The sequence below is a fragment of the Novosphingobium sp. KN65.2 genome, assembly GCF_001368935.1.
In the GTDB taxonomy this organism is placed as follows: Bacteria; Pseudomonadota; Alphaproteobacteria; order Sphingomonadales; family Sphingomonadaceae; genus Novosphingobium; species Novosphingobium mathurense.
The window spans coordinates 1-25586 of sequence record NZ_CCBH010000101.1 but is presented as its reverse complement, the minus strand read 5'-3'; the positions used below and the strand labels follow the sequence as shown (position 1 = coordinate 25586).

At 64.8% G+C, this 25586-nt stretch carries 33 protein-coding genes; 10 read left to right on the top strand and 23 right to left on the bottom strand.

What is annotated here, in order from left to right:
* Positions 1 to 35: 35 nt before the first annotated feature.
* The 4 genes from thiL to hisG are packed head-to-tail and all read right to left on the bottom strand — an operon-like array spanning position 36 to position 3432.
* Positions 36 to 1004, bottom strand: a complete 969-nt coding sequence (gene thiL / locus SPHV1_RS03880; protein ID WP_054944749.1) for a thiamine-phosphate kinase — start codon at positions 1002 to 1004, stop codon at positions 36 to 38.
* A 39-nt stretch (positions 1005 to 1043) separates the two neighbouring features.
* The gene (nusB, locus tag SPHV1_RS03875; protein ID WP_007014975.1) at positions 1044 to 1487 is read right to left on the bottom strand and encodes a transcription antitermination factor NusB; all 444 of its coding nucleotides are present in this window, start codon (positions 1485 to 1487) and stop codon (positions 1044 to 1046) included.
* Complete coding sequence (hisD, locus tag SPHV1_RS03870; RefSeq protein WP_054944748.1) at positions 1484 to 2773, bottom strand: histidinol dehydrogenase; 1290 nt, start codon at positions 2771 to 2773, stop codon at positions 1484 to 1486. Before hisD ends, nusB begins: the two co-directional genes overlap by 4 nt.
* Positions 2773 to 3432 (bottom strand): ATP phosphoribosyltransferase, encoded by a 660-nt coding sequence (hisG, locus tag SPHV1_RS03865; protein ID WP_054944747.1) that lies wholly within the window; start codon positions 3430 to 3432, stop codon positions 2773 to 2775. Before hisG ends, hisD begins: the two co-directional genes overlap by 1 nt.
* A gap of 43 nt (positions 3433 to 3475) precedes the next feature.
* Between hisG and SPHV1_RS03860 the strand changes: the two genes are divergently transcribed.
* Entirely contained in the window at positions 3476 to 4546 is a 1071-nt protein-coding gene (locus SPHV1_RS03860; RefSeq protein ID WP_082430792.1) for a DUF2332 domain-containing protein, read from the top strand.
* A gap of 2 nt (positions 4547 to 4548) precedes the next feature.
* Here the strand turns inward: SPHV1_RS03860 and SPHV1_RS03855 are convergent, their stop codons facing one another.
* Positions 4549 to 4821 carry a BolA family transcriptional regulator gene (locus tag SPHV1_RS03855; protein ID WP_197277633.1) on the bottom strand — a complete coding sequence of 91 codons (273 nt, stop codon included), beginning with the start codon at positions 4819 to 4821 and terminating at the stop codon, positions 4549 to 4551.
* Positions 4822 to 4860: 39 nt separating this feature from the next.
* Between SPHV1_RS03855 and SPHV1_RS03850 the strand changes: the two genes are divergently transcribed.
* Positions 4861 to 5451 (top strand): J domain-containing protein, encoded by a 591-nt coding sequence (locus tag SPHV1_RS03850; RefSeq protein WP_054944760.1) that lies wholly within the window; start codon positions 4861 to 4863, stop codon positions 5449 to 5451.
* A gap of 89 nt (positions 5452 to 5540) precedes the next feature.
* Here SPHV1_RS03850 and SPHV1_RS03845 read toward each other — a convergent pair whose 3' ends face one another.
* From SPHV1_RS03845 to SPHV1_RS03815, 7 genes are all read right to left on the bottom strand, one after another.
* Positions 5541 to 5999, bottom strand: a complete 459-nt coding sequence (locus SPHV1_RS03845; RefSeq protein ID WP_054944745.1) for an SRPBCC family protein — start codon at positions 5997 to 5999, stop codon at positions 5541 to 5543.
* A 33-nt stretch (positions 6000 to 6032) separates the two neighbouring features.
* The gene (locus tag SPHV1_RS03840; protein WP_054944744.1) at positions 6033 to 6686 is read right to left on the bottom strand and encodes a glutathione S-transferase family protein; all 654 of its coding nucleotides are present in this window, start codon (positions 6684 to 6686) and stop codon (positions 6033 to 6035) included.
* Positions 6683 to 7069 carry a VOC family protein gene (locus SPHV1_RS03835; protein ID WP_054944743.1) on the bottom strand — a complete coding sequence of 129 codons (387 nt, stop codon included), beginning with the start codon at positions 7067 to 7069 and terminating at the stop codon, positions 6683 to 6685. The genes SPHV1_RS03840 and SPHV1_RS03835 overlap by 4 nt, the downstream gene beginning before the upstream one ends.
* A 70-nt stretch (positions 7070 to 7139) precedes the next feature.
* On the bottom strand, positions 7140 to 7766 hold the full coding sequence (locus SPHV1_RS03830; RefSeq protein ID WP_054944742.1) for a glutathione S-transferase family protein: 627 nt from the start codon (positions 7764 to 7766) through the stop codon (positions 7140 to 7142).
* Between the two features lie 76 nt (positions 7767 to 7842).
* Positions 7843 to 8643: a VOC family protein gene (locus SPHV1_RS03825; RefSeq protein WP_054944759.1), complete on the bottom strand. Its 801-nt coding sequence runs from the start codon at positions 8641 to 8643 to the stop codon at positions 7843 to 7845.
* Positions 8644 to 8645: 2 nt separating this feature from the next.
* On the bottom strand, positions 8646 to 9005 hold the full coding sequence (locus tag SPHV1_RS03820; RefSeq protein WP_054944741.1) for a DUF1428 domain-containing protein: 360 nt from the start codon (positions 9003 to 9005) through the stop codon (positions 8646 to 8648).
* A 1-nt stretch (position 9006) separates the two neighbouring features.
* Positions 9007 to 9687 (bottom strand): glutathione S-transferase family protein, encoded by a 681-nt coding sequence (locus SPHV1_RS03815; protein WP_054944740.1) that lies wholly within the window; start codon positions 9685 to 9687, stop codon positions 9007 to 9009.
* Between the two features lie 115 nt (positions 9688 to 9802).
* Here SPHV1_RS03815 and SPHV1_RS03810 point away from each other — a divergent pair, with 115 nt between their 5' ends.
* On the top strand, positions 9803 to 10522 hold the full coding sequence (locus SPHV1_RS03810; RefSeq protein WP_054944739.1) for a winged helix-turn-helix transcriptional regulator: 720 nt from the start codon (positions 9803 to 9805) through the stop codon (positions 10520 to 10522).
* A 111-nt stretch (positions 10523 to 10633) separates the two neighbouring features.
* On the top strand, positions 10634 to 11626 hold the full coding sequence (cobS, locus tag SPHV1_RS03805) for a cobaltochelatase subunit CobS (protein WP_054944738.1): 993 nt from the start codon (positions 10634 to 10636) through the stop codon (positions 11624 to 11626).
* Between the two features lie 25 nt (positions 11627 to 11651).
* Here the strand turns inward: cobS and SPHV1_RS03800 are convergent, their stop codons facing one another.
* From SPHV1_RS03800 to fmt, 3 genes are read right to left on the bottom strand one after another with little or no spacing between them, the layout of a single operon-like run.
* Entirely contained in the window at positions 11652 to 12764 is a 1113-nt protein-coding gene (locus SPHV1_RS03800; protein WP_054944737.1) for a zinc-binding dehydrogenase, read from the bottom strand.
* A 1-nt stretch (position 12765) separates the two neighbouring features.
* On the bottom strand, positions 12766 to 13512 hold the full coding sequence (gene truA, locus SPHV1_RS03795) for a tRNA pseudouridine(38-40) synthase TruA (RefSeq protein WP_054944736.1): 747 nt from the start codon (positions 13510 to 13512) through the stop codon (positions 12766 to 12768).
* A gap of 4 nt (positions 13513 to 13516) precedes the next feature.
* A complete protein-coding gene (fmt, locus tag SPHV1_RS03790) occupies positions 13517 to 14425 on the bottom strand; it encodes a methionyl-tRNA formyltransferase (RefSeq protein WP_054944735.1) in 909 nt (302 codons plus the stop codon).
* A gap of 114 nt (positions 14426 to 14539) precedes the next feature.
* Here fmt and recR point away from each other — a divergent pair, with 114 nt between their 5' ends.
* The 3 genes from recR to rmuC all read left to right on the top strand — a co-directional run bounded on the left by recR (position 14540) and on the right by rmuC (position 17439).
* Positions 14540 to 15136, top strand: coding sequence for a recombination mediator RecR (gene recR, locus SPHV1_RS03785; RefSeq protein WP_054944734.1), 597 nt, complete (start codon positions 14540 to 14542; stop codon positions 15134 to 15136).
* A gap of 74 nt (positions 15137 to 15210) precedes the next feature.
* Entirely contained in the window at positions 15211 to 15780 is a 570-nt protein-coding gene (def, locus tag SPHV1_RS03780) for a peptide deformylase (RefSeq protein WP_054944733.1), read from the top strand.
* 111 nt (positions 15781 to 15891) lie between these two features.
* Positions 15892 to 17439, top strand: a complete 1548-nt coding sequence (gene rmuC, locus SPHV1_RS03775) for a DNA recombination protein RmuC (protein ID WP_054944732.1) — start codon at positions 15892 to 15894, stop codon at positions 17437 to 17439.
* Between the two features lie 3 nt (positions 17440 to 17442).
* Here rmuC and SPHV1_RS03770 read toward each other — a convergent pair whose 3' ends face one another.
* The 8 genes from SPHV1_RS03770 to SPHV1_RS03735 form a co-directional block, all read right to left on the bottom strand.
* Complete coding sequence (locus tag SPHV1_RS03770; RefSeq protein WP_054944731.1) at positions 17443 to 17853, bottom strand: META domain-containing protein; 411 nt, start codon at positions 17851 to 17853, stop codon at positions 17443 to 17445.
* A 48-nt stretch (positions 17854 to 17901) separates the two neighbouring features.
* The gene (locus tag SPHV1_RS03765; RefSeq protein ID WP_054944730.1) at positions 17902 to 18711 is read right to left on the bottom strand and encodes an RNA methyltransferase; all 810 of its coding nucleotides are present in this window, start codon (positions 18709 to 18711) and stop codon (positions 17902 to 17904) included.
* A gap of 5 nt (positions 18712 to 18716) precedes the next feature.
* The gene (locus tag SPHV1_RS03760; protein ID WP_007014997.1) at positions 18717 to 18995 is read right to left on the bottom strand and encodes an HPr family phosphocarrier protein; all 279 of its coding nucleotides are present in this window, start codon (positions 18993 to 18995) and stop codon (positions 18717 to 18719) included.
* A complete protein-coding gene (locus tag SPHV1_RS03755) occupies positions 18992 to 19396 on the bottom strand; it encodes a PTS sugar transporter subunit IIA (RefSeq protein ID WP_007014998.1) in 405 nt (134 codons plus the stop codon). Before SPHV1_RS03755 ends, SPHV1_RS03760 begins: the two co-directional genes overlap by 4 nt.
* A gap of 48 nt (positions 19397 to 19444) precedes the next feature.
* Positions 19445 to 20383 (bottom strand): RNase adapter RapZ, encoded by a 939-nt coding sequence (rapZ, locus tag SPHV1_RS03750; protein ID WP_054944729.1) that lies wholly within the window; start codon positions 20381 to 20383, stop codon positions 19445 to 19447.
* Between the two features lie 70 nt (positions 20384 to 20453).
* The gene (locus SPHV1_RS03745; RefSeq protein ID WP_054944758.1) at positions 20454 to 20891 is read right to left on the bottom strand and encodes an HPr kinase/phosphorylase; all 438 of its coding nucleotides are present in this window, start codon (positions 20889 to 20891) and stop codon (positions 20454 to 20456) included.
* A complete protein-coding gene (locus SPHV1_RS03740) occupies positions 20888 to 22465 on the bottom strand; it encodes a stimulus-sensing domain-containing protein (protein ID WP_054944728.1) in 1578 nt (525 codons plus the stop codon). The genes SPHV1_RS03745 and SPHV1_RS03740 overlap by 4 nt, the downstream gene beginning before the upstream one ends.
* Positions 22458 to 23231 (bottom strand): response regulator transcription factor, encoded by a 774-nt coding sequence (locus tag SPHV1_RS03735; protein WP_054944727.1) that lies wholly within the window; start codon positions 23229 to 23231, stop codon positions 22458 to 22460. The genes SPHV1_RS03740 and SPHV1_RS03735 overlap by 8 nt, the downstream gene beginning before the upstream one ends.
* Between SPHV1_RS03735 and SPHV1_RS24820 the strand changes: the two genes are divergently transcribed.
* From SPHV1_RS24820 to SPHV1_RS03725, 3 genes are all read left to right on the top strand, one after another.
* Entirely contained in the window at positions 23230 to 23478 is a 249-nt protein-coding gene (locus SPHV1_RS24820; protein WP_156367235.1) for a hypothetical protein, read from the top strand. The genes SPHV1_RS03735 and SPHV1_RS24820 overlap by 2 nt on opposite strands.
* The gene (locus tag SPHV1_RS03730; RefSeq protein ID WP_054944726.1) at positions 23475 to 25076 is read left to right on the top strand and encodes a phosphoenolpyruvate carboxykinase; all 1602 of its coding nucleotides are present in this window, start codon (positions 23475 to 23477) and stop codon (positions 25074 to 25076) included. The genes SPHV1_RS24820 and SPHV1_RS03730 overlap by 4 nt, the downstream gene beginning before the upstream one ends.
* A 148-nt stretch (positions 25077 to 25224) precedes the next feature.
* A complete protein-coding gene (locus SPHV1_RS03725; protein WP_054944725.1) occupies positions 25225 to 25578 on the top strand; it encodes a hypothetical protein in 354 nt (117 codons plus the stop codon).
* Positions 25579 to 25586 lie beyond the last annotated feature (8 nt).

Genomic DNA, 25586 nt, shown 5'->3' with positions numbered 1-25586 from the left:
GCGGACTGTTCATCGACTTGCAGCGGGCCGGAATGTCAGTGCTGGTAGCCGAGACGATCGGGCAGGGGGACTGGCTGGTCGTCGTGCATGAGCGTCAGTCCATCGCCTTTCACGACGATGCCCACCGCGTTCACCTCGCAGCCCAGGCCCGCTGCCAGTTCGCGAATTCGGGCCGTTCTTTCCGGCGGTGCAGTGAACAGCAGGCAGTAGTCGTCCCCGGCCGTGACCGCGGCGAGACGGGCCGCGCGGTCCTGTCCGGCGGTTTCGCGCAAGGCCCGCGAGAGCGGCACGCTTTCGAGGCCCAGCACAATCCGCGCCGCGCTGGCATCGGCCATGCGCCGCGCATCGACGAGCAGGCCGTCGGAAATGTCCATCATCGCATTGACCATGGAGGCAAGCGCCATGCCCAGCGCGGGGACGGGAGCGGGGCGGCGGTAACGTTCGCCCAGCCAGCGTGCATGCTCGGGAACGACCGCGTCGCTCTTGAGCGTCCCGTTCAGCACTGCGAGGCCCAGACCTGAATCGCCGATCGTACCGCTGACCCACACCCGGTCGCCCGGCTGCGCGCCCGAACGCGAGGGAACCGGGCAGTCACGGGGCCCACGTCCCAGGGCGGTCAGCGAGAAACTGCGCGGCGCGCCTTCGGGCATGCGCACCGTGTCGCCGCCAAGCAGGGGAATTGCGAAATGTTCGGCAGCGGCCTTGAGACCGGCAAGGAACGCAGTGTCCCAGCCATCTTCGCCAAGTGCATGGGAAAATAGGCAGCCAAGAGGCTCTGCGCCTTTCGCGGCAAGGTCTGAAACGTTGACGGCGACCAGCTTCCACGCGACGTCGGCCGGCGGATCGTCGGGCAGGAAATGCACCGAATCGACCATGGTATCCATGGTCAGGACCAGTTTTTCTCCGCCGATTTCGATGACGGCAGCATCGTCATCGAGCCCGCGCGCGGCCGGATCGGTGGCAATCGCGCGCAGCGCTTCGATGAAGGCAAATTCGCTTGTCACGCCAGAAGCATGGCGATGATCGGCGATCCTGTCGAGGGTTCAGCGAACCGCCTTGGCCACCGAGTCGAGTACGCCATTGACGAACTTCGCCTCGCGCGCCTCGAAAAAGGCATGGGCGACATCGACGTATTCGCTTATCGCGGCGCCGGTCGGCACGTCGGCGCGGGCCATCAGCTCCCATGCGCCGCAGCGCAGGATCTGGAGCATGGTCTTGTCGAGGCGGGCGAGCGACCAGCCTTCGGCCAGCTTGCCGGTGAGGATCTCGTCGATCTCGTCGCGGCGGGCGATCACACCCTTCACGACGTCGTCGAAGAAGGCGGTCTCGGCCTTGGCGTACTGGTCCTCGTCGATTTCCATGCCAAGGCGATGGCGGTGGAATTCGTCGAGCAGCGAAGCCTGCGGAGTCGCCTCCATGTCATGCTGGTAGAGTGCCTGCACCGCGGCGAGGCGGGCGGCGGCACGGGCTTTGTTACGGGCGGTCATTGGCCAAGCCTTACTTGAATCGAGCGCGCATGCGCGGGGAGCCCTTCCGCATCGGCAAGGGCGACGGCGGCGGGGCCGATGGCCTCGAGCGCCGCCTGGTCGAGCTGGATGAAGCTGGTACGCTTCATGAAATCGAGGACCGATAGGCCCGAAGAGAATCGTGCGCGCCGCCCGGTGGGCAGTACGTGATTGGGCCCGGCAACATAATCGCCGACCGCTTCGGGCGTCATGCGGCCGAGGAATACGGAACCGGCATGGCGGATCTGCTTCATCAGTGCCTCTGGATCGTCGGTGGCGATCTCGACGTGTTCGGCGGCCAGCGCGTTGGCGAGTGCAGGTGCCTCGTCGAAGCTGCCCACGACGACGATCACGCCGTTGTCGCTCCAACTGGTGCGGGCGGTCTGCTCGGTCGCGAGCGCCGCCAGTTCGGTTTCGACTGCCGCAGCGACGGCATCGGCGAAGGCAGTGTCGTCGGTAATCAGGATCGACTGCGAGGTCGGGTCGTGCTCGGCCTGGCTCAGCAGGTCGGCGGCGATCCGGCGCGGTTCGTTCTTTGCGTCGGCAATCACGAGGATTTCGCTCGGCCCTGCGACCATGTCGATGCCGACGACGCCGTAAAGCTGGCGCTTGGCTTCGGCGACCCAGGCATTGCCCGGGCCGGTGATCACGTCGACAGGGGCGATCCGCTCCGTGCCATAGGCCAGCGCGCCAACGGCATGGGCGCCGCCCACCCGCCAGACTTCGTCCACGCCGGCAAGATGCGCGGCGGCGAGCACCAGCGCGTTGACTTCACCCTTGGGCGTGGGCGTGACGACGACCAGACGCTCGACACCCGCGACCTTGGCGGGGATCGCGTTCATCAGCATCGAGGAAGGATAGGCCGCGCGTCCACCGGGAACGTAGAGGCCTGCGGCATCGACCGCGCGCCAGGTTGCACCAAGGCGCACGCCGGCCGCGTCGGTATAGTCGCGATCTTCGGGAAGCTGGGCCTCGTGATAGGCGCGGATGCGGGTCGCAGCCAGTTCGAGCGCTTCGCGCAGCTCCGGCTTGAGCGCTTCGAAGGCCTGACGGCAGGTTTCGGCATCGACCTGCCAGCCGCTCTGGTCCAGATCGTGACCGTCGAAGCGCTGCGTGTAGTCGGCCAGCGCGCCGTCGCCACGTTCGCGCACGGCTGCGAGGATATCGGCGACATCCCTTGCGACGTCGACCGCACTTTCGCGGCGGTCGGCCACGACGCGCCGGAAGGCCTCGGCGAAGCCTTCATCGCTTGTCGAAAGGCGCAGCATCAGGCGGCAGCCCCGGCGTCTTCGGCAACGAGGGCGCGGAAACGCTCGACCAGTGCGGCGACACGCTCGTCGGTCTTCAGGGCAGCACGGTTGACGATCAGGCGCGCGGAGATGTCAAGGATGCGGCTGGTTTCGACCAGGCCGTTTTCCTTGAGGGTACGTCCCGTTGAGACGAGATCGACGATGCGGCTCGACAGTCCCAGCGTCGGGGCGAGTTCCATTGCGCCGTTCAGCTTCACGACCTCGGCCTGCACGCCCAGCTTCTCGAAGTGGCGGCGGGTGAGATTCGGGTACTTGCTGGCAATCCGCAGGTGCGAGGGCAGCGGTCCGCCGACCTTGTCGGCCATCTCGGCGACCGAGAGGCGGCAATGACCGATGTCGAGATCGACCGGGGCGTAGAGGTCGGAATAGTTGAATTCCTCGACCACGTCGGAGCCGACGATGCCAACCTGCGCGGCGCCGTGTGCGACGAAGGTGGCGACGTCGAAAGCGCGCACGCGGATGAGGCGCATGTCACTGCCTTCGCAGGCGAAAGAAAGCGCGCGCGACTTCTTGTCGTGGAACTCCGCATCGGGCACCACACCGGCGCGCGCCATCAGCGGCAACGCCTCGTCGAGGATACGGCCCTTGGGCACGGCAAATGTCAGCGGATTTGGCATAGGGCGCGCATTTAGGCGCGGTAGCGGCAAAGGGCAACACGCGATGGAGGGTGAAAACGGCGCGATCATGGACATTGCCGATGTCGAGCGGGCGATCCGCTGGCAGGCGGAGCATTGTATGCGCAATGGCGCGCCGTGCACCGGGCGCTTGCTTCTGGGCTTTCTGGCGCTGCTCGGCACCGATCTCGCGGTGGCCGGGCGCATGCGTGAATGGGAAGGGCTCTCGCTCGAGGATGCCATGCCGCTGCGGCTTGCCGGGGGATTTCACAACCTCCACCTGACCGGCGCCGAAATGCGCCTTGGCCCGGTCTATCGTGGCGAAACCACGGTTCAGGGCGAGGTGGATGCGATCGTGCTGGCAGTGGCGCAGGACCACGATGCGCAGCTCTTGCCCTGGTTCGATGGTCCTCCGCAGACCAACGAAGCAGGGCGATCGGCGGGCGTCATGGGCGCGCTGCTGTGGCTTTCGGATCGGATCGGACCGCGCTTTGCGCTCATGGAGCTGGGATCGAGCGCGGGCATCAACACGATGCTTGACCGCTTTTCGTTCGATCTGGGCGGAGTGAGGGTGGGCGGTCGCACTTCGCCGATGCACATTGCGCCCGAATGGCGCGGCGCAATGCCGCCACAGGCCGATGTCGAAATCACCTCGATCCGCAGCTGCGACATTGCCCCGATCGACCTGACCGATCCCTTGCAGGCGCTGCGCCTCAAGAGCTACGTCTGGGCGGAGATGCACGAAAGGCTGGAGCGGATCGATGCGGCGCAGGCACTCGCTGTCGAGCGCAAGCCCTCGGTCGAGCGCGCCGATGCCGCCGATTTCGTGACCCGCATGCTGGCCGCGCCGCAGGACGCAGGGGTCGCGCGGGTGCTGTTCCATACCATCGTCTGGCAGTATCTGCCGCCCGCATCGCGCACCCTGATCGAGCAGGTCATGGAGCGGGCAGGGAAGGAAGCGAGCGCCGAGCGGCCACTGGCCTGGATCAGGGTGGAGACCAACCGCCAGACCTTCCGCCACGAGATTCGCGTGCGGCACTGGCCCGGCGGTGGCGAGGAGGCCCTGCTGGGCGAGGTCCATGCGCATGGCGCATGGGTGGAGTGGTTCCCCGCCTAGGTTTATTCGCCCGGCGCGCGGGCCTTGATCGCCAGCGCATGGACACGTTGACCCGGGATATCGCCCAGCGCCGCATTGACGAGGCGCTGGCGCTGCAGGCGCGAAGCGCCTGCGAAACTTTCGCTCTCGATCAGGATCGTGAAGTGCGATTCGCCGCTGCCATCATCGCCCAGATGACCGCTGTGACTGGCGGAATCGTTGATGATTTCCAGCTGTGTGGGGGCAAAGGCCGCTGTGAGCAGTTGCCGCATTTCCTGTGCTATCGGTCCGTTCATGTCTTCCATTTAGGCGCATCTGAGTCCATCTTGAAGCGGGTGAAGTACAGCAGATTTCATGGAAGACACGAAACCGCGGGTCGCGAATGCAGCTGGCCCGGGTGCGAGCAGTCAGGCGAATTCCGGGCTCCGGGGGCACGGCCCTCCGGCTTCGACGGGCCCGGAGACTACCGCTGGTTCTGCCTCGAACACGTGCGGCAATTCAACGCGGGCTACGACTACTTCGAGGGCATGGAGGCGGAGGAAATCCTGCGCGCCCAGTCTCCCTTGCACGGCTGGGAAACCCATACCCGCGCCTTCCGGCCCGACGCCGGGGTGGACGGCGTGCCGCGCTGGGCCGACTTTGCCGATCCGCTCGAGGCGATCAGCGGCAGGGCCCGCGCGCACGTGCGGCGCCGTCAGGCAGCCATGGGCCCGCAGAACCACCGTTTCACGCCGGACGAACGGCGCGCGCTCGACGTGCTCGGGCTGGACGCGGAAATCGACCGCAGAGGCCTGCGCCAACGCTACACGAGCTTGCTGCGCAAGTACCATCCCGACCATAACGGCGGTGATCGCGGTCACGAGGCGCGTCTTCAGGTCGTGGTAGAGGCCTATCAGCTGCTGCGCCGGGCGGCCGCTTTCGCGTAAGGGCAATCAGGCCACGACTATTCCGCCATCCCTGCGAAGGCGGGCGTTTCGACGGCCTGCCACTGGAACGCGAAAGAGCGGGCTCGGGGTTAACCGGCCTCCGCTTCGCAGATCTCGGCGAGTTGTGCCGCGCAGGCATTCCAGCCGTCGACAAAGCCCATTTCCTCGTGACTGCGGCGGGTTTCCTCGCTCCAGTGTCGGGCCTTGGCGGTATAGCGGGTACCGTCCGCTTCGGGCGCGATTTCCCATATGCCGATCATGAAGGGACCGGCCGGCTCGAAATCGCCGACGACGGCATCGGTCGTTACGAAGCGGCGGCCCTCGTCATAGGCGAGGTAGATGCCGTCCTGCGGAGCGACTTCGCCGCCCGGGCCGTACATGGTCATACGGCACGCGCCACCGGGGCGGCGGTCCTGCTCGTCCACTTCCGCGCGCCAGGGCCTGGGGCACCACCATTCTTCCTGCCGTTCGGCCATGACTTCCCAGACCTTGGCAGGAGGCGCGGCTATGAATCGGGTCACCGAAAGCTCATGGGACGCATCGGACATCGATTTCTCTCCTCGTGGAATTGGCGTGGCGCCTCAGTCGCGGTCGGGCGCGCCGAGCGGGAAGAATGCGCGGTAGGGCCGGGCGTCCTCGACGCATTGGGCGACCGGGGGCAGGGCCAGCAGGTGCGCGCGCCAGCGCTTGAGCCGGGACATGCCATCGGCAATGGGATGGACCCAGTCGGCGTAGAACAGCGAAGGCGCTGCAGCACATTCGATCAGCGTTACGCCTTCAGGCAATTCGTAGGAGCCGAGCCAGGCTTCCAGCCAGCCATAAGTCCGGTCCAGCCGTCCGCGCTGTTCGGCCACGCGCGTCATGTCCGGGTTCCCGGGCGCGCGCAGGTGTTCGTCGACCACGGCCTGCATCGGGGTCATGACGTAATTGTCGAACACGCGGTCCATCATCCGCACCCGCGCCGCTTCTGCAGCATCGAAGGGTAACAGGCCCGCATCGGGCGCGTGATGCAGGGAAAGATGCTCGACGATCGAAGTCGCCTCGAAGATGCGCGTCGTGCCGTCGACAAGGACCGGAAACTTGCCGAGAGGTCCCGTCGTCTGCACGACCTCTCCATTCTCGGGATGGTCGGGGTCGACGATACGGAAATCGAACGCGATACCTGCCGCTTGAAGTGCGATCAGGGCTTTCCAGGTGTAGGATGAAAAAGGATGGCCGTAGAGCGCGAGAGTCATGCCTCTGCCCCACTGTATGGGGCAGTCAGGGCCTCGAGGTCATGGCCGTCAGGCCCCTCGAAATAGACGCCCCGGCCGCCGAACCGGTGATTGATCTGCCCGGGCCGTTGCTGGCCGGGATCGGCCCAGAAACGGATGCCCCTGTCCTTGATGCGGGCGAAGATGGCGTCGAACTCATCATCGCTGACGAGGAAGGCATAGTGCTGCGGCGCGATCGGGCCCTGTCGGTCTGCAAAGTCCAGCGAAACGCCGTTGCCAAGCTCAAGGACGCGAAAGCGCCCGAAGCTGCCGGGTTCTGGCAGTCCGAGAATTTCCGCGACGAACTGTGCCGAGCGATCCTTGTCCGAAGACCAGACGATCGTGTGGTTCAGTTCGATGCCCATGCTTCTGCTCCGCCGTGCGCGTCCCTTTCGGCTGCGCTTTCGTTCCGGAGGCAGATGCTGCTGCGGACAGTCACTTCCTCATCTCCGCTATCAGGGCGTTGTCGACGGCCTTGGCTTCCTTGTAGGCCCGGCGCGACTGGACCCGCTCGGCATAGGCGACGAAGGCGGTACGGGGCGGCATGACGCCGAAGTTGAGGCCCCAGTCGACCGAACTGCCGACATAGACGTCCGCCATCGTGAAACGGTCGCCGCAAACCCAGCGAACGTTGTCCAGGTGCGCTTCGAGTGCGTCCATGGTGCGATCGAAGCTGCCCCAACCGGCCATCGCTTCCTGCTCGGGCGCGGGTTCGAACTTGAGGCTGCGCGAAGTGATCGCCTGCTCCACCGGCCCCGAGGCAAAGAAGGTCCAGCGGTAGTAGTCTGCCATCTCCGAATCGTTGGGCAGCAGGCCCGCCTCGGGATGCATCTCGGCGAGATAGAGGCAGATCGCCGCGGCCTCCGTTACTACCCTGTCGCCGTCCTCGGCGTGATGGATCAGGGTCGGCACCTTGCCCATCGGGTTGGCGATGAGAAATTCGGCTTGCTTGTCCTTCCAGTCGACAAGGACCTGTTCGTAGTCCGCACCCACTTCGTGCAGGGCCCAGCGGGCAATCTGTCCGCGCGACATCGGGTTGGTGAAGAAGGTATAATCGGCCACTGTCCGGACTCCTCAAGACGCCAAGGCTAAGGCGGAACATGCGTAGAACACGTGTCCCGCGTCAATGCCTATTCGCTCATTCGCCCTTGGGTCCGACCAGACCGAACGGGGAGCCTTGCGGATCGAGCCCGACCACGATCCAGTCCCCGCCCGGAACCTCGTGCGGCCCCATGATGATCTGTCCTCCGCCATCCTCGACCCGCTGCTTTGCGGCAAGCAGGGACGGTACCCCGAAATAGAACAGCCACAGGGCAGGCTGCTGCGGGTTCATCTGCGGCATGATCGCGCCCAGCGTAACGCCGTGATGGTCGATGAAGCAGTAATCGCCCATTTCGCCCATCGACATCCGCTCGTTGAAGGCGAAGCCGAAATGGCGGGCGTAGAAGTCCATCGAAGCGGGCTGGTCGGGGCTGGCCAGCTCGTTCCAGCGTACGTGTTGGCTTTCGGTTACGGAGAAGACGTCGCTGGCGGCATCGGGCTTATCTGCAGGCGGGATCGGGTCCATGAGATAGATCGGGATGCCCTGCGGATCGGTAACCATGGCGATGCGGCCTACCGGCAGGTCGGTCGCCGGCATCATCACCTTGCCGCCTTCCGCTTCGATCGCGGCCACTTCGCGGTCCACATCGGGTGCGTGCAGGTAGGGCAACCACGTGGGCCGCGCGCCGCCTGCGACCATTTCGTCGGTTAGCTTGAGCATCCCGCCCGCATTGCCGCCGTCAGAACGCACGAGCATGCGGTAATCCATGCCGCCGGTCTGCTCAGCCGTGCCCGGCGTGACCGTCCAGCCGACGATGGAGCCGTAGAACCGGGCGGCCGCATCGGGATCGGTTGTCATCAGTTCGTACCAGATGAAGCTTCCTGCCGGGTTGGTCATGGTCATGCTCCCATGTCGACGACAGGCGTGAAGCCGCCGAAGATCATCCGCGCTCCGTCGAAGGGGACGGGATTGCTCCCCATGTCCATGCGTGGATCGGCCATGACGGCTTCCATGCCCTTGTCCCGCGTGGCCTTGTCGGGCCACTCGATCCAGCTGAAGACGACCGCCTCGTCATCCCTGGCTGCAACGCTGCGGTAAAAGTCGGTCTGCTTTCCATGCGGTACGTCTTCTGCCCAGCATTCGACCACGCGGCTGGCGCCCTTTTCGACGAACAGCGCGTCGAATTCCTCGGCATGGGCGATGAAGCTGGCCTTGTTCGCGGTCGGTACTGCGATCACGAATCCTTCGACGTAGGTCATGTCAGGCTCCTGCGGTTTCGGCCGGCGCATGGGCATCGAAGGTGGCCAGTTGTGCCTTGAGCGCAGCCTGGAACGCGGGGCGCGCCGTGGCCCGTTCGACATAGGCGGTGAGCGTGGCGCGGTCCTTGAGCTGTCCGCGTCCGGCCAGTTCGCGCAGGGCCGTGACCAAGGCGATATCGGCTATGGAAAACTCGCCGGCGATCCAGCCGTCCTGCGGCACCCGCGCTTCGAGCCGGTCGAGCCGCTTGCCAACGGTTTCGAGCAGAGAGGGGCGGCGCAGCGGTGCCCAGTCCGACTTTGCGGAAAAGACCTCGACGTTGCTCAACTCGAACAACATCGGCTCGATGCTGTTGAGCGCCGCGAATAGCCAGGAAAGTGTCGATGCGCGCTCTTGCCCGCCTCCGGGCAGCAGGCCGCCGCCTGTTTCGGCGAGGTGGATCAGGATCGCCCCGCTTTCGAACTGGCAGATTTCGCCGTGGCGCAAGTAGGGGACCTGGCCCCAGGGCTGATCGTCGTAATACCACTCGGGTCGCTTCATTGCGCTGATCAGTCGCTCGCGATAGGGCAGGCCCAGTTCCTCGCAGGCCCAGCGCGGGCGCAAGTCGCGCACGAAGCCCTTGGCGAAGGGAGGAACCCAGTCGAAGGCAGTGATCTCGATTTCGGCATCAGGGCGAATCGGCATCCGTACTCTCCTGTCTGTGGACGAACGGCGGGGGGCAGTCCGTGTTTGCTTGCGATGCGCATTGGGGCGAATCGAGCTTGCGCGAGGGTGTCCTTGCAGGTTACAAAAAGCAACTATGAAGTTACAAAAAGATACCAAGGGGTCGGAATCTGCGGTGAGCAGTGGCGAGGGCCCGCATGGGCGCTGGTATGGCGATGCCTGCGGGGCGGCCTTCGCGATGGAACTGCTCGGCGAGCGTTGGTCGCTGCTGATCGTGCGCGAGATGATGCTGGGCGCCCGCCGCTTCAGCGAACTGCGGCAGGCGCTGCCGAACCTCAGCGCCAAGGTCCTGACCGAGCGGCTGGAAACGCTGCAGGCGAACGGAATCGTCGCCCGTTCGTTCCGCAAGCCGCCGATTTCCGCGCAAGTCTACGGCCTGACCGACTGGGGTCGGGCGCTAGAGCCGGTGCTGCAGGAACTCGGCCGCTGGGCCGTGCGCTCGCCTATGCACGATCACACGCTGCCGCTGACGCCGGTTGCGCTGATGCTATCGATGCGCACGATGATCGTTCCGGCCCGGGCGAGCGGTTTGGAGCTGTGGATTGCCTTCGACATCGGTGAGCAGCACTTCGCGGGACGGCTGCGCGAAGGCGATCTGGCGATTCACCCGATAGGGGAGGGCATGACTTCGCCCGACTTGCGCTTCACCGCGCCCGAGGCCAGCGATTTCCTGCCCGTCTTCTACGGCAAGCGAAGCGCTGCCGAAGCCGGGGGCAGACTGAAGATCGATGGCGATCCGGCGATGGCCCAGCGTTTCATCGATCTCTTCGCCTTGCCGCCCAAGTGCGAGGGCTGATGCGCAGCGGGATGGCGGGGCGGCCTGCCTCCCGCAAGTCACAGGTCCACCGCTTCGAACCCTTAAAGCTTATTGCGGTGCAGCGTCCGGTCCTTTAGGCGAGGTCACGCAATGACTGACTCCGCGAACATCAAGACCGACCGCCGCGATTCCACGCTGCTTGCCGCTCCCGATATCGAGATCGACGTCCGCGAGACGTTCGGCATCGACCTCGACATGAAGGTGCCTGCCTTCTCCAAGGCGGATGAGCGCGTGCCCGATCTCGACGAGACATACGTCTTCGATCCGGACACCACGCTGGCGATCCTTGCCGGCTTTGCCTACAACCGGCGCGTCATGGTGCAGGGCTACCACGGCACCGGCAAGTCGACCCACATCGAACAGGTCGCGGCACGCCTCAACTGGCCGTGCATCCGCATCAACCTCGACGCGCACATCAGCCGTATCGACCTGATCGGCCGCGACGCGATCGTCCTGCGCGACGGATTGCAGGTCACCGAGTTCCGCGAGGGCCTGTTGCCCTGGGCATTGCAGCACCCGGTCGCGCTGGTCTTCGACGAGTACGACGCAGGCCGTCCGGACGTCATGTTCGTGATCCAGCGCATTCTCGAAACCGAGGGCAAGCTGACCCTTCTCGACCAGAACCGCGTGATCCGCCCGGACCGCAATTTCCGCCTTTTCGCGACGGCCAACACCGTGGGTCTGGGTGATACCTCGGGCCTCTATCACGGCACCCAGCAGATCAACCAGGGCCAGATGGACCGCTGGAATATGGTCGTCGGCCTCAACTACCTGCCCGAGGACATCGAGGTGGACATCGTCCACAAGAAGGTCCCGAGCATGGACGTGAAGACCATCTCCGACATGGTGAAGGTCGCCGATTTCTCGCGCCAGGGTTTCATGAACGGCGATATCTCGACCGTGATGAGCCCGCGCTCTGTGATCACCTGGGCCCAGAACGCCGAGATCTTCAAGGACGTGGGCTTCGCGTTCCGTCTCACCTTCCTCAACAAGTGCGACGAGACCGAACGCGTGATGGTGGCCGAGTACTACCAGCGTGTCTTCGGCACCGAACTTCCCGAAAGCGTCGTGGGCAAGGTCTGACCCTGCCCACGACAGGCCTGCCCGATCAGCCGTTGGGCAGGATCAGGAACTTCTGTCCGGTCCGCCGCGCCGCATAGCGGCACACCGCTTCGCGCGTGAGCATGTCGTCGAGAGCGATGCGGTCGCTGAAGTGGCTGGCGAAAGTCGTGCCGAGGCCCTTCATCACGCGGGCGCGCATGCGCCCGGCCACTTGAGGCCCGACCTTGGCGAGGAAATTGGTCAGCAGCCAACCCGCAAGCTCCCACGAAAGGCCGATGTTCCCGGCGATCGTGGTCGGGCCGGTATCCAGCTTTCCGTAAATGAAGACCTTCTTGAACTCAGACGAACCATAGCGGTTGAAGGCCATGTCCCTTGTCGCGTCCATTTCCATCGCATTGAGCATGGCGCTGGCCGTCGTGCCGCCGCCGATGGGATCGAAGCCGAGGCGCGCGCCGGTTGCGGAAACCGCGGCTACGAGCCGGGACATGAAGTCGGGCTCGGACGAGTTGACGATGTACTTCGCGCCAAGGTCCTGGAGCAGCTTTACCTGCGCTTCGCTGCGCACGATGTTGACGAGGTCGATCCCGTCCTCCTGGCAGATGCGCACCAGCATCTGGCCCAGGTTCGATGCCGCCGCGGCATGGATCAGGGCGGTGAAGCCTTCGGCCTTCATCGTTTCCACGAAGCCCAGCGCTGTCATCGGATTGACGAAGCTGGAGGCCGCCTGCTCGGCGCTGATCCCATCGTCGAGGGCAATCGCCATCGCGGCGTCGCAGTAGGCGTAGCTGGCATAGGCCGTGCCCGGAACGCAGGCGACGCGCTTGCCCATCAGCGCTTGGGCCGCCGGGTCGTCACCGGCAGCGACAACCGTGCCGGCGCCTTCGCTGCCTGCGGGCAGGTCGAGGCCATGGCGGGCGCTCGCGACCCTGGTGTACCCTTCAGGCATCTGCGCGACGAGCTTTCCGGGTGAGTAAGTCGCGTTTTCGAGATCCGCGGCTGCGAAGAGCAGGGCAAGGTCCGAAGGGTTGACCGGGGATGCCTCCATACGAACGAGCACCTGGCGTCCTTTCGGCGCATCCCAGGTCCGCTCGTTCAACTGAACGGTCAGCGTGCCGTCAGCATCGAGCCTCGTGGTGAGTTCCTTGCCGGCAAAGCTCATGTCATTCTCCAGGGTATACGGCCCTCACGAAGTAGAGGCCGTCGGGGGGGGCATTCAATCCGAGCGCCTGGCGGTCGCGCGCTTCCAGTGCTTCGCGCACCTGCTCCTCGCGCCAGCGGCCCATGCCGACCATGGCAAGGCAGCCGACCATCGAGCGCACCTGATGGTGCAGGAAGCTGCGCGCCTCGGCCTCGATCAGCACATGCTCGCCTTCGCGCCTTACGTCGAGGCGGTCGAGCGTCTTGAGCGGGCTTTGCGCCTGACAATGGACCGAGCGGAAGGTGGTAAAGTCATGGCGCCCGACAAGGAACTGTGCGGCGCGATGCATCGCCTGTGCGTCGAGCGGCTTGGCAACTTGCCAGGCCTTGCCGCGTTCGAGCGTGAGCGGCGCGCGGCGATTGACGATGCGATAGACATAGGCGCGCCCGATACACGAAAAGCGGGCGTGCCAGTCGTCGGGCACTTCCTCGCAGGCAGTCACGGCGATGGGATCGGGGCGCAGTTTGGCGTTGATCGCCTCCATCAGCCGGAACGGCGTGAAGGGCTTCTCGATCTCGACATGGGCCTGCATCGCCAGCGCGTGAACGCCGGCGTCGGTGCGCCCGGCAGCATGCATGATCGCGGTTTCGCCGGTGATTGCGTGGACGGCGTCCTCGACGCTTTGCTGTACCGAGGGGCCATGGGCCTGACGCTGCAGGCCCATGAACGGGCCGCCGTCGAATTCGAGGGTGAGGGCGTAGCGCGTCATCGAGTCAGGCGATCAGGGTTCCGGCCGGAACCGGGCGGCCGCGCAGCAGGTCTGCGGTATCCATGGCGGGTTTGCCGGCGCGCTGGATGCGGGTGACCCGGATCGCGCCCGAACCGCAGGCGATCGTCAGGGCGTCGTCGAGCACGCTGCCGGGCTCACCCGATCCTGCGACGACTTGTGCCGCAAGAACCTTGTAGCGCTCGCCCTCCAGTTCGAAGAAGGCGCCGGGGGCGGGCTGGAAGGCGCGAACCTGCCGCTCCACCTGCTCGGCTTCGGCGGTGAAATCGAGGCGGGCCTCGGTCTTGTCGATCTTCCTGGCATAAGTCACGCCGTCTTCGGGCTGGGTAACAGGGCGATGATTGTCGAGTTGGCGCAAGGTGCCGACCATGAGCTGCGCGCCCTTGTTGGCCAGTTCCTCGGTCAGTTCGCCTGCGGTCTTGCTGTCGATGGTCGTGCGCAAGGTCGCCAGCATCGGCCCGGTATCGAGCCCGGCTTCCATCTGCATGATCGTCACGCCCGTTGTCGGATCACCGGCCAGTATGGCCCGCTGGATCGGCGCGGCGCCGCGCCAGCGCGGCAGGATCGAGGCATGGATGTTGAGGCAGCCCTTGCGGGGGGCATCGAGTATCGCCTGTGGCAGCAGCAAGCCGTAAGCGGCGACGATGGCGACGTCGGCCTCTAGCGCGGCGAAGGCGGCCTGTTCGTCCGCGCCTTTCAGCGAGACCGGATGGCGCACCTCGATTTCGCGCACCTCGGCTTCCTTGTGGACCGGTGAGGGGGTCAGTTCCTTGCCGCGACGGCCACCGGGGCGCGGCGGCTGGGTGTAGACGGCGACGACATCATGCCCGGCTTCCACCAGCGCGACGAGCGCCGGTACAGCGAACTGAGGCGTTCCCATGAAGATGATGCGCAATTCGATTCTCCGCTCGCCTGAGGCCCGAACCTGTCGAAGAGTCGAAGGGCGCGATTGCGCATAAGACATGGTCGTGCTTCGACAAGCTCTGCCCGAGCGGTTAGGGAATTGGTCATGGCATCGCAAGAGATCGAGACGCTTACTGCCGCCTTGTCGCGGCTGCCCGGGCTGGGCCCGCGTTCGGCGCGCCGTGCGGTTCTCTGGCTGATCAAGCGGCGCGAGACGTCGCTGATCCAGTTGCTCGAGGCGCTTTCCGCCGTGCGCGATACGCTGGTGGAGTGCGATACCTGCGGCAATATCGATACCGCCAATCCCTGCGGGATCTGTGCCGATCCGCGCCGCGATGCCCGTTCGATCTGCGTCGTCGAGGAAGTCGCCGACTTGTGGGCGCTCGATCGTGCGCGGCTGTTCACCGGCAAGTACCATGTCCTCGGCGGCCGCCTTTCCGCGCTCGACGGGGTGCGTCCGGAAGACCTGACGATAGACCGCCTGCTGGTGCGAGTCGCGCAAGGGCAGGTCGACGAGGTGGTGCTGGCGATGAATGCCACGCTCGAAGGCCAGACGACCGCGCATTACATTGCCGAGCGGCTGGAAGACTATCCGGTGCGCATCACCCAGCTTGCCCATGGGCTTCCCGTGGGCGGTGAGCTGGACTATCTGGACGAGGGTACGCTGGCCCAGGCGATCCGGGCGCGTCGGCCGGTGGGCTGAGAAATCGCCGCCCCGCGCATTTCCCGCGCATCGCCAATATTGCGAAAAACGCGCTTCGCGCTTATTTGCGATACATGGCTATTCGCGAAATCCTAGAAGTTCCCGACCCGCGCCTGAAGCAGGTCTCCGCGCCCGTCGAAAAGTTCGACGACGAGCTCAAGACGCTCGTCGATGACATGTTCGAGACGATGTACGATGCCCCGGGCATCGGCCTTGCCGCCATCCAGGTCGGTGTGCCGCTGCGTGTGCTCGTCATCGATCTTCAGCCCGATGATCCCGACGCCGAGCCGGAAGTCTGCACTGCCCACGGCGGCCATGCCCACACGCATCAGCCGACGAAGCGCGAACCGCGGGTCTTCATCAACCCGGAAATCCTCGATCCTTCCGAAGAGCATTCGGTCTATCAGGAAGGCTGCCTCTCGGTCCCCGAGATCTACGCCGAGGTCGAGCGTCCTTCGCGCATCCGCGCGCGCTGGCAGGACCTTGAGGGCAATGTCCACGAAGAGGACATGGATGACCTCATGGCCACCTGCCTCCAGCATGAGATGGACCACCTCGAAGGCATCCTGTTCATCGACCACCTCTCGCGCCTGAAGCGCCAGATGGTCCTCAAGAAGCTCGACAAGCTGCGCAAGGCAGCCTGATCGCTGCGGAGCGGCCCGGGTACAGGGCCGCTCCCACACCCTGATGTCAATCCTGTCGATAGTTCGCCGGAAGGTCTGGCGTTCCTGAAACGTTCCGGATAACCTGCCGGAATGGAAGGGATCATTTTCGCTATCGTCGCCCTCGTCATCGGACTGGGGCTGGGCTGGTTCTTCGGATCGCGGACCGGTGCGCAGTGGCGCAGCCAGTTCGAGACGCGCGACCGCGAGGCGCGTGAGCTGGACGAGAAGTTCCGCGCCGCGATTCGCGATCTGGCGAGCGCCGAAGAGCGCGCCAGTCGCGCCGATGCGCTGGGCGAAGCGCTTGAGCGGACGCGCAATGAACAAGCCGAACGCATCGAACAGCTGCGCGCCGAGGCCGGTGCTGGGCTGGATCGCGTCCGCAGTGAAGCGACCGCCACGCTCGACAAGGTCCGCTCGGACAATGCAGCGCTTGTCGACGGCTTGCGCCGCGAGCAGCGCGAACTGGCCTCCGAACTGGCGACCCTGCGCGAGAAGGCCGCCAATTTCGACGAGCAGAAGCGCCTGCTGCTCCAGGCGCAGGAAGCCTTGCGCAAGGAATTCGAGAATGCCGGGGCCAAGGTCCTCGAAGGCGCGCAGGAAGCGTTCCTGCGCCGCGCCGGGGCTCGCTTCGAGGAAAGCGAGAAAGCCAATGCCGAGCGCATCCGTTCGCTGCTGGAACCGGTCGGTGCCCGCCTGAGGAGCTACGAGGAGCAGGTGCAGGTGCTCGAGGCCAAGCGGGTCGATTCGTTCGGCCAGCTCACCGGCCTGATCCAGTCGATGCGTGAGGGGCAGGAGAAAGTGCGCGAGGAAGCCGCAAGGCTCGGCAATTCGCTGCGCAATGCCCCCAAGGCCCGCGGGCGCTGGGGCGAGCAACAGCTGCGCAACGTGCTGGAACAGTGCGGGCTGTCCGAACACACCGATTTCATTACCGAGCATTCGATCGAGACCGAGGATGGGCGCCTGCGCCCCGATGCCATCGTCAACATCCCCGGTCACAAGAAGCTGGTGATCGACGCCAAGGTCTCGCTCAATGCCTATCAGGAGGCATTCGAGGCGCAGGACGACATCGCGCGCGAAGGCGCGCTGCGCCAGCACGTCGCCTCGATGCGGGGCCACGTCCAGACGCTCGGCGCGAAGAGCTACCAGAGCCAGTTCGAGGATGCGCCGGATTATGTCGTGATGTTCGTGCCGGGTGAGCACTTCGTGGCGGCTGCGCTCGAATACGATCCGGAGCTTTGGGACTTCGCCTTCCGCAACCGCGTGCTGCTGGCAACGCCGACCAACCTCGTCGCGATTGCCCGCACCGTCGCACAGGTCTGGCGCCAGGACGGTCTTGCCCGCGAGGCGCGAGAGATCGGGCGCATGGGCGGCGAGCTCTACGATCGCCTCGCCGTCGCGGCCGAGCACATGAAGCGCGTGGGGGCGGGGCTGGAAAGTGCGGTTAACAACTACAACAAGTTCGTCGGCAGCTTCGAACGCAATGTGCTCTCCTCGGGCAAACGCCTGCGCGACAAGCACATCGAGATCGGCAAGCGCGAGATCGAGGATGTACCGCAGGTGGAATCCATGCCGCGCTATGGTGTCGATTCGCTTGAGGACGATTCCGAGACACCGGCGCTTCCGGCCGCGGCCGGTTAGGCGCTACTTCGCAGTCTGGAGGTCGCGGACCAGTTCGGCGGTGTGACCGCTGGACTGGATGATCATGCGATCGTCGTCTACCGCAAGGCGCGGGGTGGCGACGAGGAGAGCGATCACCGCCTTTTCCTGTCCCCAGACAGGCTTGCTGCACGGAACTTCCGACTGGTTCAGCGAGGCGGCGACGAGGCGGTCATCCTCGACGTGCCAGCGGCCCTCCATGAGGTTGCAGCCGATCTGGACGCGAATTTTGCTGCCCAGAAATACGAGGTCTGCCGCGTCGGTGGACGGTCGCTTCCCGTCGATCAGCGCAAAGCGCCAGGCGCTCCCCTTGAGCTGGACGTCGGCCTTGGGACCAGTACCGCAGGACGCGGCGCCGAGAGACAAGGCCAGAATGAGTGCGGAACGAAGTAGCATCGTCGCAGCACCTTAACGGCCTTTGATGATGGCAGGATGAACCTGTTCTCAGGACCTGTCCAGATGCGCCAGTGCTTCATAGGCAAGAACCGCACCGGCAACCGCGGCATTGAGGCTGTCGGCCCGGCCACGCATCGGGATGGTCACGCGCAGGTCGCATGCATCCTCGTATTCGCGCGGTAGCCCCTGCGACTCGTTGCCGACCATGAGGAAGCACGGCGCGGCGTAAGGCGCCTCGCGATAATCGGTCGGATCGCGCAGCGATGCGGCGACGAGTTGGCCTTCGTCCTCGCGCAGCCATGCGATGAATTCGTCCCAGCGCGCGATGGCGAGCTTCTGCGTGAAGATTGCGCCCATGCTGGCACGCACGGCCTCCACCGAGAACGGGTCGGCGCAATCGTCGATCAGGATCAGGCCGCCTGCGCCGACTGCATCGCCGGTACGCAGCATCGTGCCGAGATTGCCCGGATCGCGCAGCGCCTGCGCGACCAGCCAGATCGGCGCGGCGCGGCGGTCGACATTGGCGATGCGCGTGTCGAATTCGGCGAAGACTCCGGCGACGGCCTGCGGATTGTCCTTGCCGGTGACCTTTGCGAGGATATCGACGTCCATCTCGACGATCTCGCCGCCCGCTGCGGCCACGGCGTCTTCAAGCGCGTCGAGCAGCGGGTGCGGATCGCGGCCGGTCGCCATGACCAGCATCTCGGGCACGATCCCGCATTCGCGCGCATCGGTCAGCAGGCGCAATCCTTCGGCAAGGAAGCGTTTTTCCCGCTTGCGGTGCTTTTTCTCGCGCAGCGAGCGCAGGAACTTGACCAGCGGGTTGGAAAATCCGGTAATCGTGCGGCGCGTGGCCACTGGCTTCAATCCTCGCCGAAGCCGTCCCTGACGAGCGAGGCGAGCGTCGAGAGCGCACCTTCGGCACCTTCGCCGGAACAGGCAATTTCGATGGTGTCGCCCTTGGCGGCCCCGAGCATCATCAGGCCGAGGATCGATCCGCCCGAAGCTTCCGAACCGTCCTTGATGACGGTGACGGTGACCGAACCGGGCAGGTCGGCGACGTGGTTTACAAATTTGGCGCTGGCGCGTGCGTGGAGCCCACGCTTGTTGACGATGAGCACCGACTCACGGCAATCGATCATGCATCCTGTCCCAGGTATTCCGAAGCTATTGTTATGTAATTGCGTCCGGCATCGCGCGCAGCGGCCACGGCATCGCGCACCGGCATGCAGGCGCGCGCCTTGGCGAGGCGGATGAGCATGGGCAGGTTGATACCGGCGATCACTTCGACCTTGCCTGCCTGCATCAGCGAAATGGCGAGGTTCGATGGCGTGCCGCCGAACAGGTCGGTCAGGATGATGACGCCTTCGCCGCTGTCGACCGCCTTGATCGCGTCGGCAATCTCTCCGCGGCGCTTTTCCATGTCGTCATTGGGACCGATACAGATGGTCTCCACCGCCGGCTGATCGCCGACGACGTGTTCCATGGCGTGAACAAACTCCTCGGCGAGATTGCCGTGAGTGACCAGAATCATACCGATCATGCGGGAAGAGCGCTCCGAAATACCTGCATTCGCCCTTGGGTTTTCCAGTTATCCTTCACGCCGCAGACCTCCTTCCAGAAGATCGGCTGCTCGCGAGCCCAAGTTGCGGTGCAGCAATGTGGGGGAAAATCCATTCTGACGCAAGGCCGCAGCTAACTGTTCGGCAACGAATACTGAACGATGTCTCCCTCCGGTACATCCAAAGGCTATGTGGGCGTACGCCTTCCCTTGCGCCGCGTAACGCGGCAGCAACAAAAGGACGAGATCGCGAATCCGGTTGAATGCCTCGTCGAAGGCGGGGTCCTTGCGGATGTACTCGCCCACGGGTTGATCCTGCCCGGTCATCGGCCGCAGTTCGGTGTCCCAATGCGGATTGTTGAGGAAGCGCATGTCGAAGACGAGGTCGGCGACAGGTGGCATCCCGCGCGAAAATCCGAAGCTGGAGACGGTCACCGTCAGTTCGTTCGGTGCGCTCGAGGCGAACTGTTCGCGAATCGTGCGCTGCAGGTCGTTCGAGCTGAAATCGGTGGTATCGAGCAGGATGTCGGCCCAGCGACGCAGCGGGGTCAGCAGTTCGCGCTCGGCCCGGATTCCGGTCGAAGCCGGGGCGTCCGAAGCCAGCGGATGGCGCCGCCGCGTTTCGTTGTAGCGACGCTCCAGTTCCCGGCCCGAGCAATCGAGGAACAGCGTCGTAAGTTCGATCGTGCCGCTTTTGCCCAGGGTCTGGACTTGGCGAATGATCCGCTGCGGATCGAATCCACGGGTGCGGCTGTCGAAGCCGATGGCGAGCGGCGTGCCGTGGCCGTCTCCGGGGGAGGTCTCGATCAGGCCCTTGAGCAGGCGGATCGGGAAGTTGTCGATGATTTCCCAGCCAAGGTCTTCGAGCACGCGCAGGGCTGTCGTCTTGCCGGCACCCAGCATGCCGGTAACCAGGAGTACGCGCTGTTTTGCGACCTCGGGAGCTTCTTTGCCGGACTCGACTGTCATCTGCGGCTGTTTGCGCCCGATGACCGGGAAATGAAAGGGGGCGTGGCGCGATCCTGTTGAATGCCCGAGCTCAGAAATGCAGGCCGAAGTGCCTGAGCGCGAGTTCGGCCTTGATAGCAAGCGGCCCGCCTTCCGGCCAGGTGCGCAAGTGCGGCAAGGCGATTCCGGCGATCTCGTGCGTCCCGGCTCGCTCGATGAAGCGCGGGGCCTTGGCGTCCAGGGTCAAGGCCAGTGCAAGCGGTACACCGTCGGTGCAGGGAAACTCGAGGATTCCAAGGTTGCGCACTTCGATCATGCCGCGGGTGCGGGGATGCGGGCTGGCAATCAGGCGCGAGCCTTCGGTCCGAAGGAGTACCCCGTCATCGCCCACGAGCAGGGCGCCGCGATCGATCAGTTCGAGCGCGAGACTGGTCTTGCCGCTGCCCGGCGGTCCTTCGATCAGCACGCCGCGCCCGTCGATCGCAACGCAGGTCGCTTGCCGCGTGATGGGTTCGCCGGTGGCCGTCATCCGGCCTGCCATGCCGGGAGGGAAATTTCGATACTGGCGCCGTGGCCGCCGTCGGGCCGGTCGTTCGCCGAGATCCGGCCGAAATGCGCCTCCACGATGGTTCGGGCGATCGCCAGGCCCAGCCCACTGTGCTTGCCGAATTCCTCGCCGGAAGGGCGCAGTGAATGGAAACGCTCGAATATCCGCTCGCGCGCATCGGCGGGGATGCCGGGCCCATGGTCGCAAATGCTGATCTTCACGCGATTGTCCTTCGCACAGAGGGCCACTTCGATCGTGCCGTGATCGGGCGAGAACGACACGGCATTGTCGAGCAGGTTCTGCAGCACGCGTTCGAGGCGCGGAGGATCGCCGGCAACCGTGAGCGGGGCGGTCCCTTCACGGCCGATAACGATGGTGCAGGTCCCGTTGACGCCCCGCTGGTCGCGTTCGGCCACGAGGCCACGGACCATCTGGCACATGTCGACGGGTTCGAAGACGGTTCGGCTCAATTCGGCATCGATGCGGCTTGCATCGGCGATCTCGGTGACGAGGAAGTCGATCCGGCGCACGTCGTCCTTGGCAATGCCGAGGAGTTGACGGCGCAAGTCCGGCTTGTCGACGCGGTCCAGGCTCTCCAGCGCGCTGCGGAGCGAAGTCAACGGATTCTTGAGCTCATGCGCGACATCGGCGGCGAAGCTTTCGACCGCGTCGATACGCTGGCGCAGGGCCACGCTCATGTCCGAAATGGCGCGGGCGAGGAGGCCGATCTCGTCGCGGCGGTCGGGCAGGCGCGGGACGACGACACTGCGGTCACGGCCGAGCCGCACACGGACGGCGGCGCGCACGAGCTTGCGCAAGGGCTCGACGATGGTGCGGGCCAGAAACAGCGAAAGCAGGATCGAGACGGCCAGCGCTGCACCGACGATGATCGCCAGGGTCTGGCGCGCCATGCGCACGTTTTCGGTGATGTCGCGGGCATTGCGGGTGACGAGCAGGGCCATGCCGGTGCTGCCGACGGGTGTGGCCGCAATGATGACCGGGGTCTGGTCCGGAGCGGCCTTGTGGCCGATCTCGGTCCGCCCGTCGGCCAGTGCGGCGGCGATCTCGGGCCAGGCGCCGGCGTTGCTGTCCGCCGGGTCGCGATAGTCGGGAATCGGCGGCGCACCGAGCAGGAAATCCATGCCGCGATCAAGCGCGCGGGCGGCATCCTGCAGCCAGGGTTCGCTGGCCGGGTCGATCAGGCGATAGGAGGGCCGGGCAAGGTCGAAGCTGTCGATCTGCAGGCTGCCGTCCGTGCCGAAGAGGCGCAGACGCAGCGATTGGCTGGTGCCGATCCGGCGGATCAGCTTGCGTTGCTTTTCCGGTGTCTCCCCGGCAAGGGCATTGGCAGTGATTTCCGCTTCCGCTTGGGCCAGGCGATAACGCTCGGCCAGCAGTTCACGGCGATAGCTGTCGATGTAGAACAGGCTGCCAGCCAGCAGGGCAAGTGCAATGATGTTCACCGCGAGGATGCGCGCTGTGAGTGAAACGCGCCATGACAGCCCGAGGCGCGCGGCCAGCGAGTGCTTGCGGCGCTTGCCTGTCGGTTCAGCCATCGGAGAACGAATAGCCGGCGCCGTACAGCGTATCGATGGCGGCGAATTCGGGATCGACGGCGCGGAACTTGCGGCGCAGGCGCTTGATGTGGCTGTCGATCGTGCGGTCATCGACATAGACGTCGTCGCTGTAGGCTGCGTCCATGAGCTGGTTGCGGCTCTTCACCACGCCGGGGCGGAGGGCCATGGCTTCCAGGATCAGGAATTCGGTGACCGTGAGCGAAACCGGCTTGTCGTCCCAGTCGACCAGGTGGCGGGCCGGGTCGAGGCGCAGGCGGCCGCGCACGACGGGCTCGGGCAGGTTCTCCTGCACCGCTTCCTCCGGCGTTGCGCGCACCAGTTCGCTGCGGCGCAGGATCGCGCGAATCCGCGCAACGAGCAGGCGCTGGCTGAACGGCTTGGTGATGTAGTCGTCCGCGCCGAGGGCCAGGCCGAGGGCCTCGTCGGGTTCCTCGTCTTTGGAGGTAAGAAATATTACGGGTAGGCTTGACTGTTCGCGCAGCGCCTGCAGCAGGTGCAATCCGTCCATGCGCGGCATCTTGATGTCGAAGATGGCGAGGTCCGGCGGATTATCGAGCAAGGCCTTCAGCGCCGTTTCCCCGTCGGTATAGACGCGTGTTGCGAAACCTTCGGCCTGCAGGCTGATAGAGAGCGTTGTCAGGATGTTACGGTCATCGTCGACGAGCGCGATCGACTTCTGCTGCTCGATCGGCGGTTGCGTCTGCCCTTCGCTCGCAGGACCGTTGGATGGAGGTGCATCGACCATGGACGCGGTGATTTTGCCTTTGCTGCAAATTCCAATGGGCTGGTTAGCGGGTCGGGGCGTGCATGACAATCGTCCAGCCGAAAAGCTCGCATATCGAGGTAATCCGCCGCACGAAGGTTTCAATTTTGACAGATTTGACGGACAAGGAGGTGTCGATTATGCGCCGGTCGATTCCTTTCAGGAATTGTCGATGCGTCGACCAAAATCGCTGCTGGCAGACGCGTCAATTTGGAGGAGAAAACATTGACCGCTTCCCTTAGCTACCCGCTCGCCCGCCAAGGCATCGAGACGGAGGCCGAGATCTTCGCAAACCTGGGCACGGCGCCGCTGGTTGAGCACGCAGTTGGTAACGGGGAGGGGATGCTTTCTGCAGACGGTCCTTTCGTCGTTGAAACCGGCAAGCACACCGGCCGTTCCGCGAAGGACAAGTTCATCGTCAAGGACACCGAGACGGAAAACACCGTCTGGTGGGGCAAGACCAACGTCCCGATGACCCCTGCGCATTTTGCCGCTCTCAAGGAAGATTTCCTCAAGGCCGTCGCCGAGAAGGACAAGCTCTACGTGGCCGACCTGTTCGGCGGCTCGCAGCCCGAGCATCGCGTCAATGTCCGCGTCATCAACGAATTCGCCTGGCACAACCTGTTCATCCGCACCCTGTTGGTCCGTCCCACCGCAGAAGAACTGAACGGTTTCGAGCCGGAATACACCATCATCGACCTGCCCAGCTTCCGCGCCGATCCGGCACGTCATGGCTGCCGCAGTGAAACCGTCATCGCGGTCAACTTCACCGAGAAGCTGATCCTGATCGGCGGCACGGCCTATGCCGGCGAGATGAAGAAGTCGGTCTTCGGCATCCTCAACTACCTGCTGCCGACCAAGGGCGTCATGCCGATGCACTGCTCGGCCAATATCGGTCCCGATGGCGATACCGCGGTGTTCTTCGGTCTTTCGGGCACCGGCAAGACCACGCTTTCGGCCGATGCATCGCGCACCCTGATCGGTGACGACGAGCATGGCTGGTCCGACACGGCCGTGTTCAACTTCGAAGGCGGCTGCTACGCCAAGATGATCCGCCTATCGGCCGAAGCCGAACCGGAGATCTTCGCTACCACCAAGCGTTTCGGCACCGTGCTCGAAAACGTGGTGATCGATCCGGTTACCCGGCAGATCGACCTCGACGACAACTCGCTGGCCGAGAACAGCCGCGGTTCCTACCCGATCGACTTCATTCCGAATTCTTCGGAGAAGAACCTCGGCCCGGTTCCGAAGAACATCATCTTCCTGACCGCGGATGCCTATGGCGTTCTGCCGCCGATCGCGCGTCTCACCCCGGACCAGGCGATGTATCACTTCCTTTCTGGATACACCGCGCGCGTTGCCGGTACCGAAATCGGTGTGACCGAACCGGAAGCGGCTTTCTCGACCTGCTTCGGCGCGCCGTTCATGCCGCGTCATCCCACCGTTTACGGCAACCTCCTCAAGGAGCGTATCGCCAAGGGCGGCGTGAAGTGCTGGCTCGTCAACACCGGCTGGTCGGGCGGCAAGGCCACCATGGAAGGCATCAAGCGCATGCCGATCAAGGCGACCCGGGCCCTGCTCAACGCCGCGCTCGACGGCAGCCTCAACAATGCCGAGTTCAAGGAAGACCCGAACTTCGGCTTCGAGGTTCCGGTCGCCGTGGCAGGCGTTGACAGCAAGCTGCTCGATCCGCGCGGTGCGTGGGCCGATGTCGCCGAGTATGACAAGACCGCTCAGACCCTGGTCAAGCAGTTCATCGACAACTTCGAGCAGTTCGAAGACCACGTCGATGAAGGCGTGCGCAAGGCAGCGCCCGTGGCCGCCTGACCGGCGCCTGACGGACTGACGGGAAAGAGGCCCCGGAACTGCGGTTCCGGGGCCTTTCTCTTTGCAGCGAAGCCAGTTCGTCGAGAAGTCCTTGTACCGTCACCGTAATGCGGCATCCTGCCGTCCTCGATAATCTGGAGATCGGCGCATGGGACTTTTCGACGGCATTCTCGGCCAGGTGAGCGAACACGCGGACGTTGCCAATCTGGCGGGCCAGTTGGGCATCGATCCGGCGATGGCCGAAAAGGCGATTGCCGCGCTTGGCATGGCGCATCAGGAACCCGGCGACACGGCGCAGCTTGCCGCCGACAGGACCGGCCTCGACCTCGACACCATCATGAAGGTCATCACTGCGATCGGCGGTGAGGGTTCGCTCAGCCAGTTCGCGGGTGAAGTGGCCCGGGACCCTGCCAGGTTCTCTGCCATCTTCGACAGGGATGGTGATGGCAGCGCCATCGACGACCTGACCGACATGGCCAAAGGTTTCTTCGGGAAGAAGTAAGGGACCCC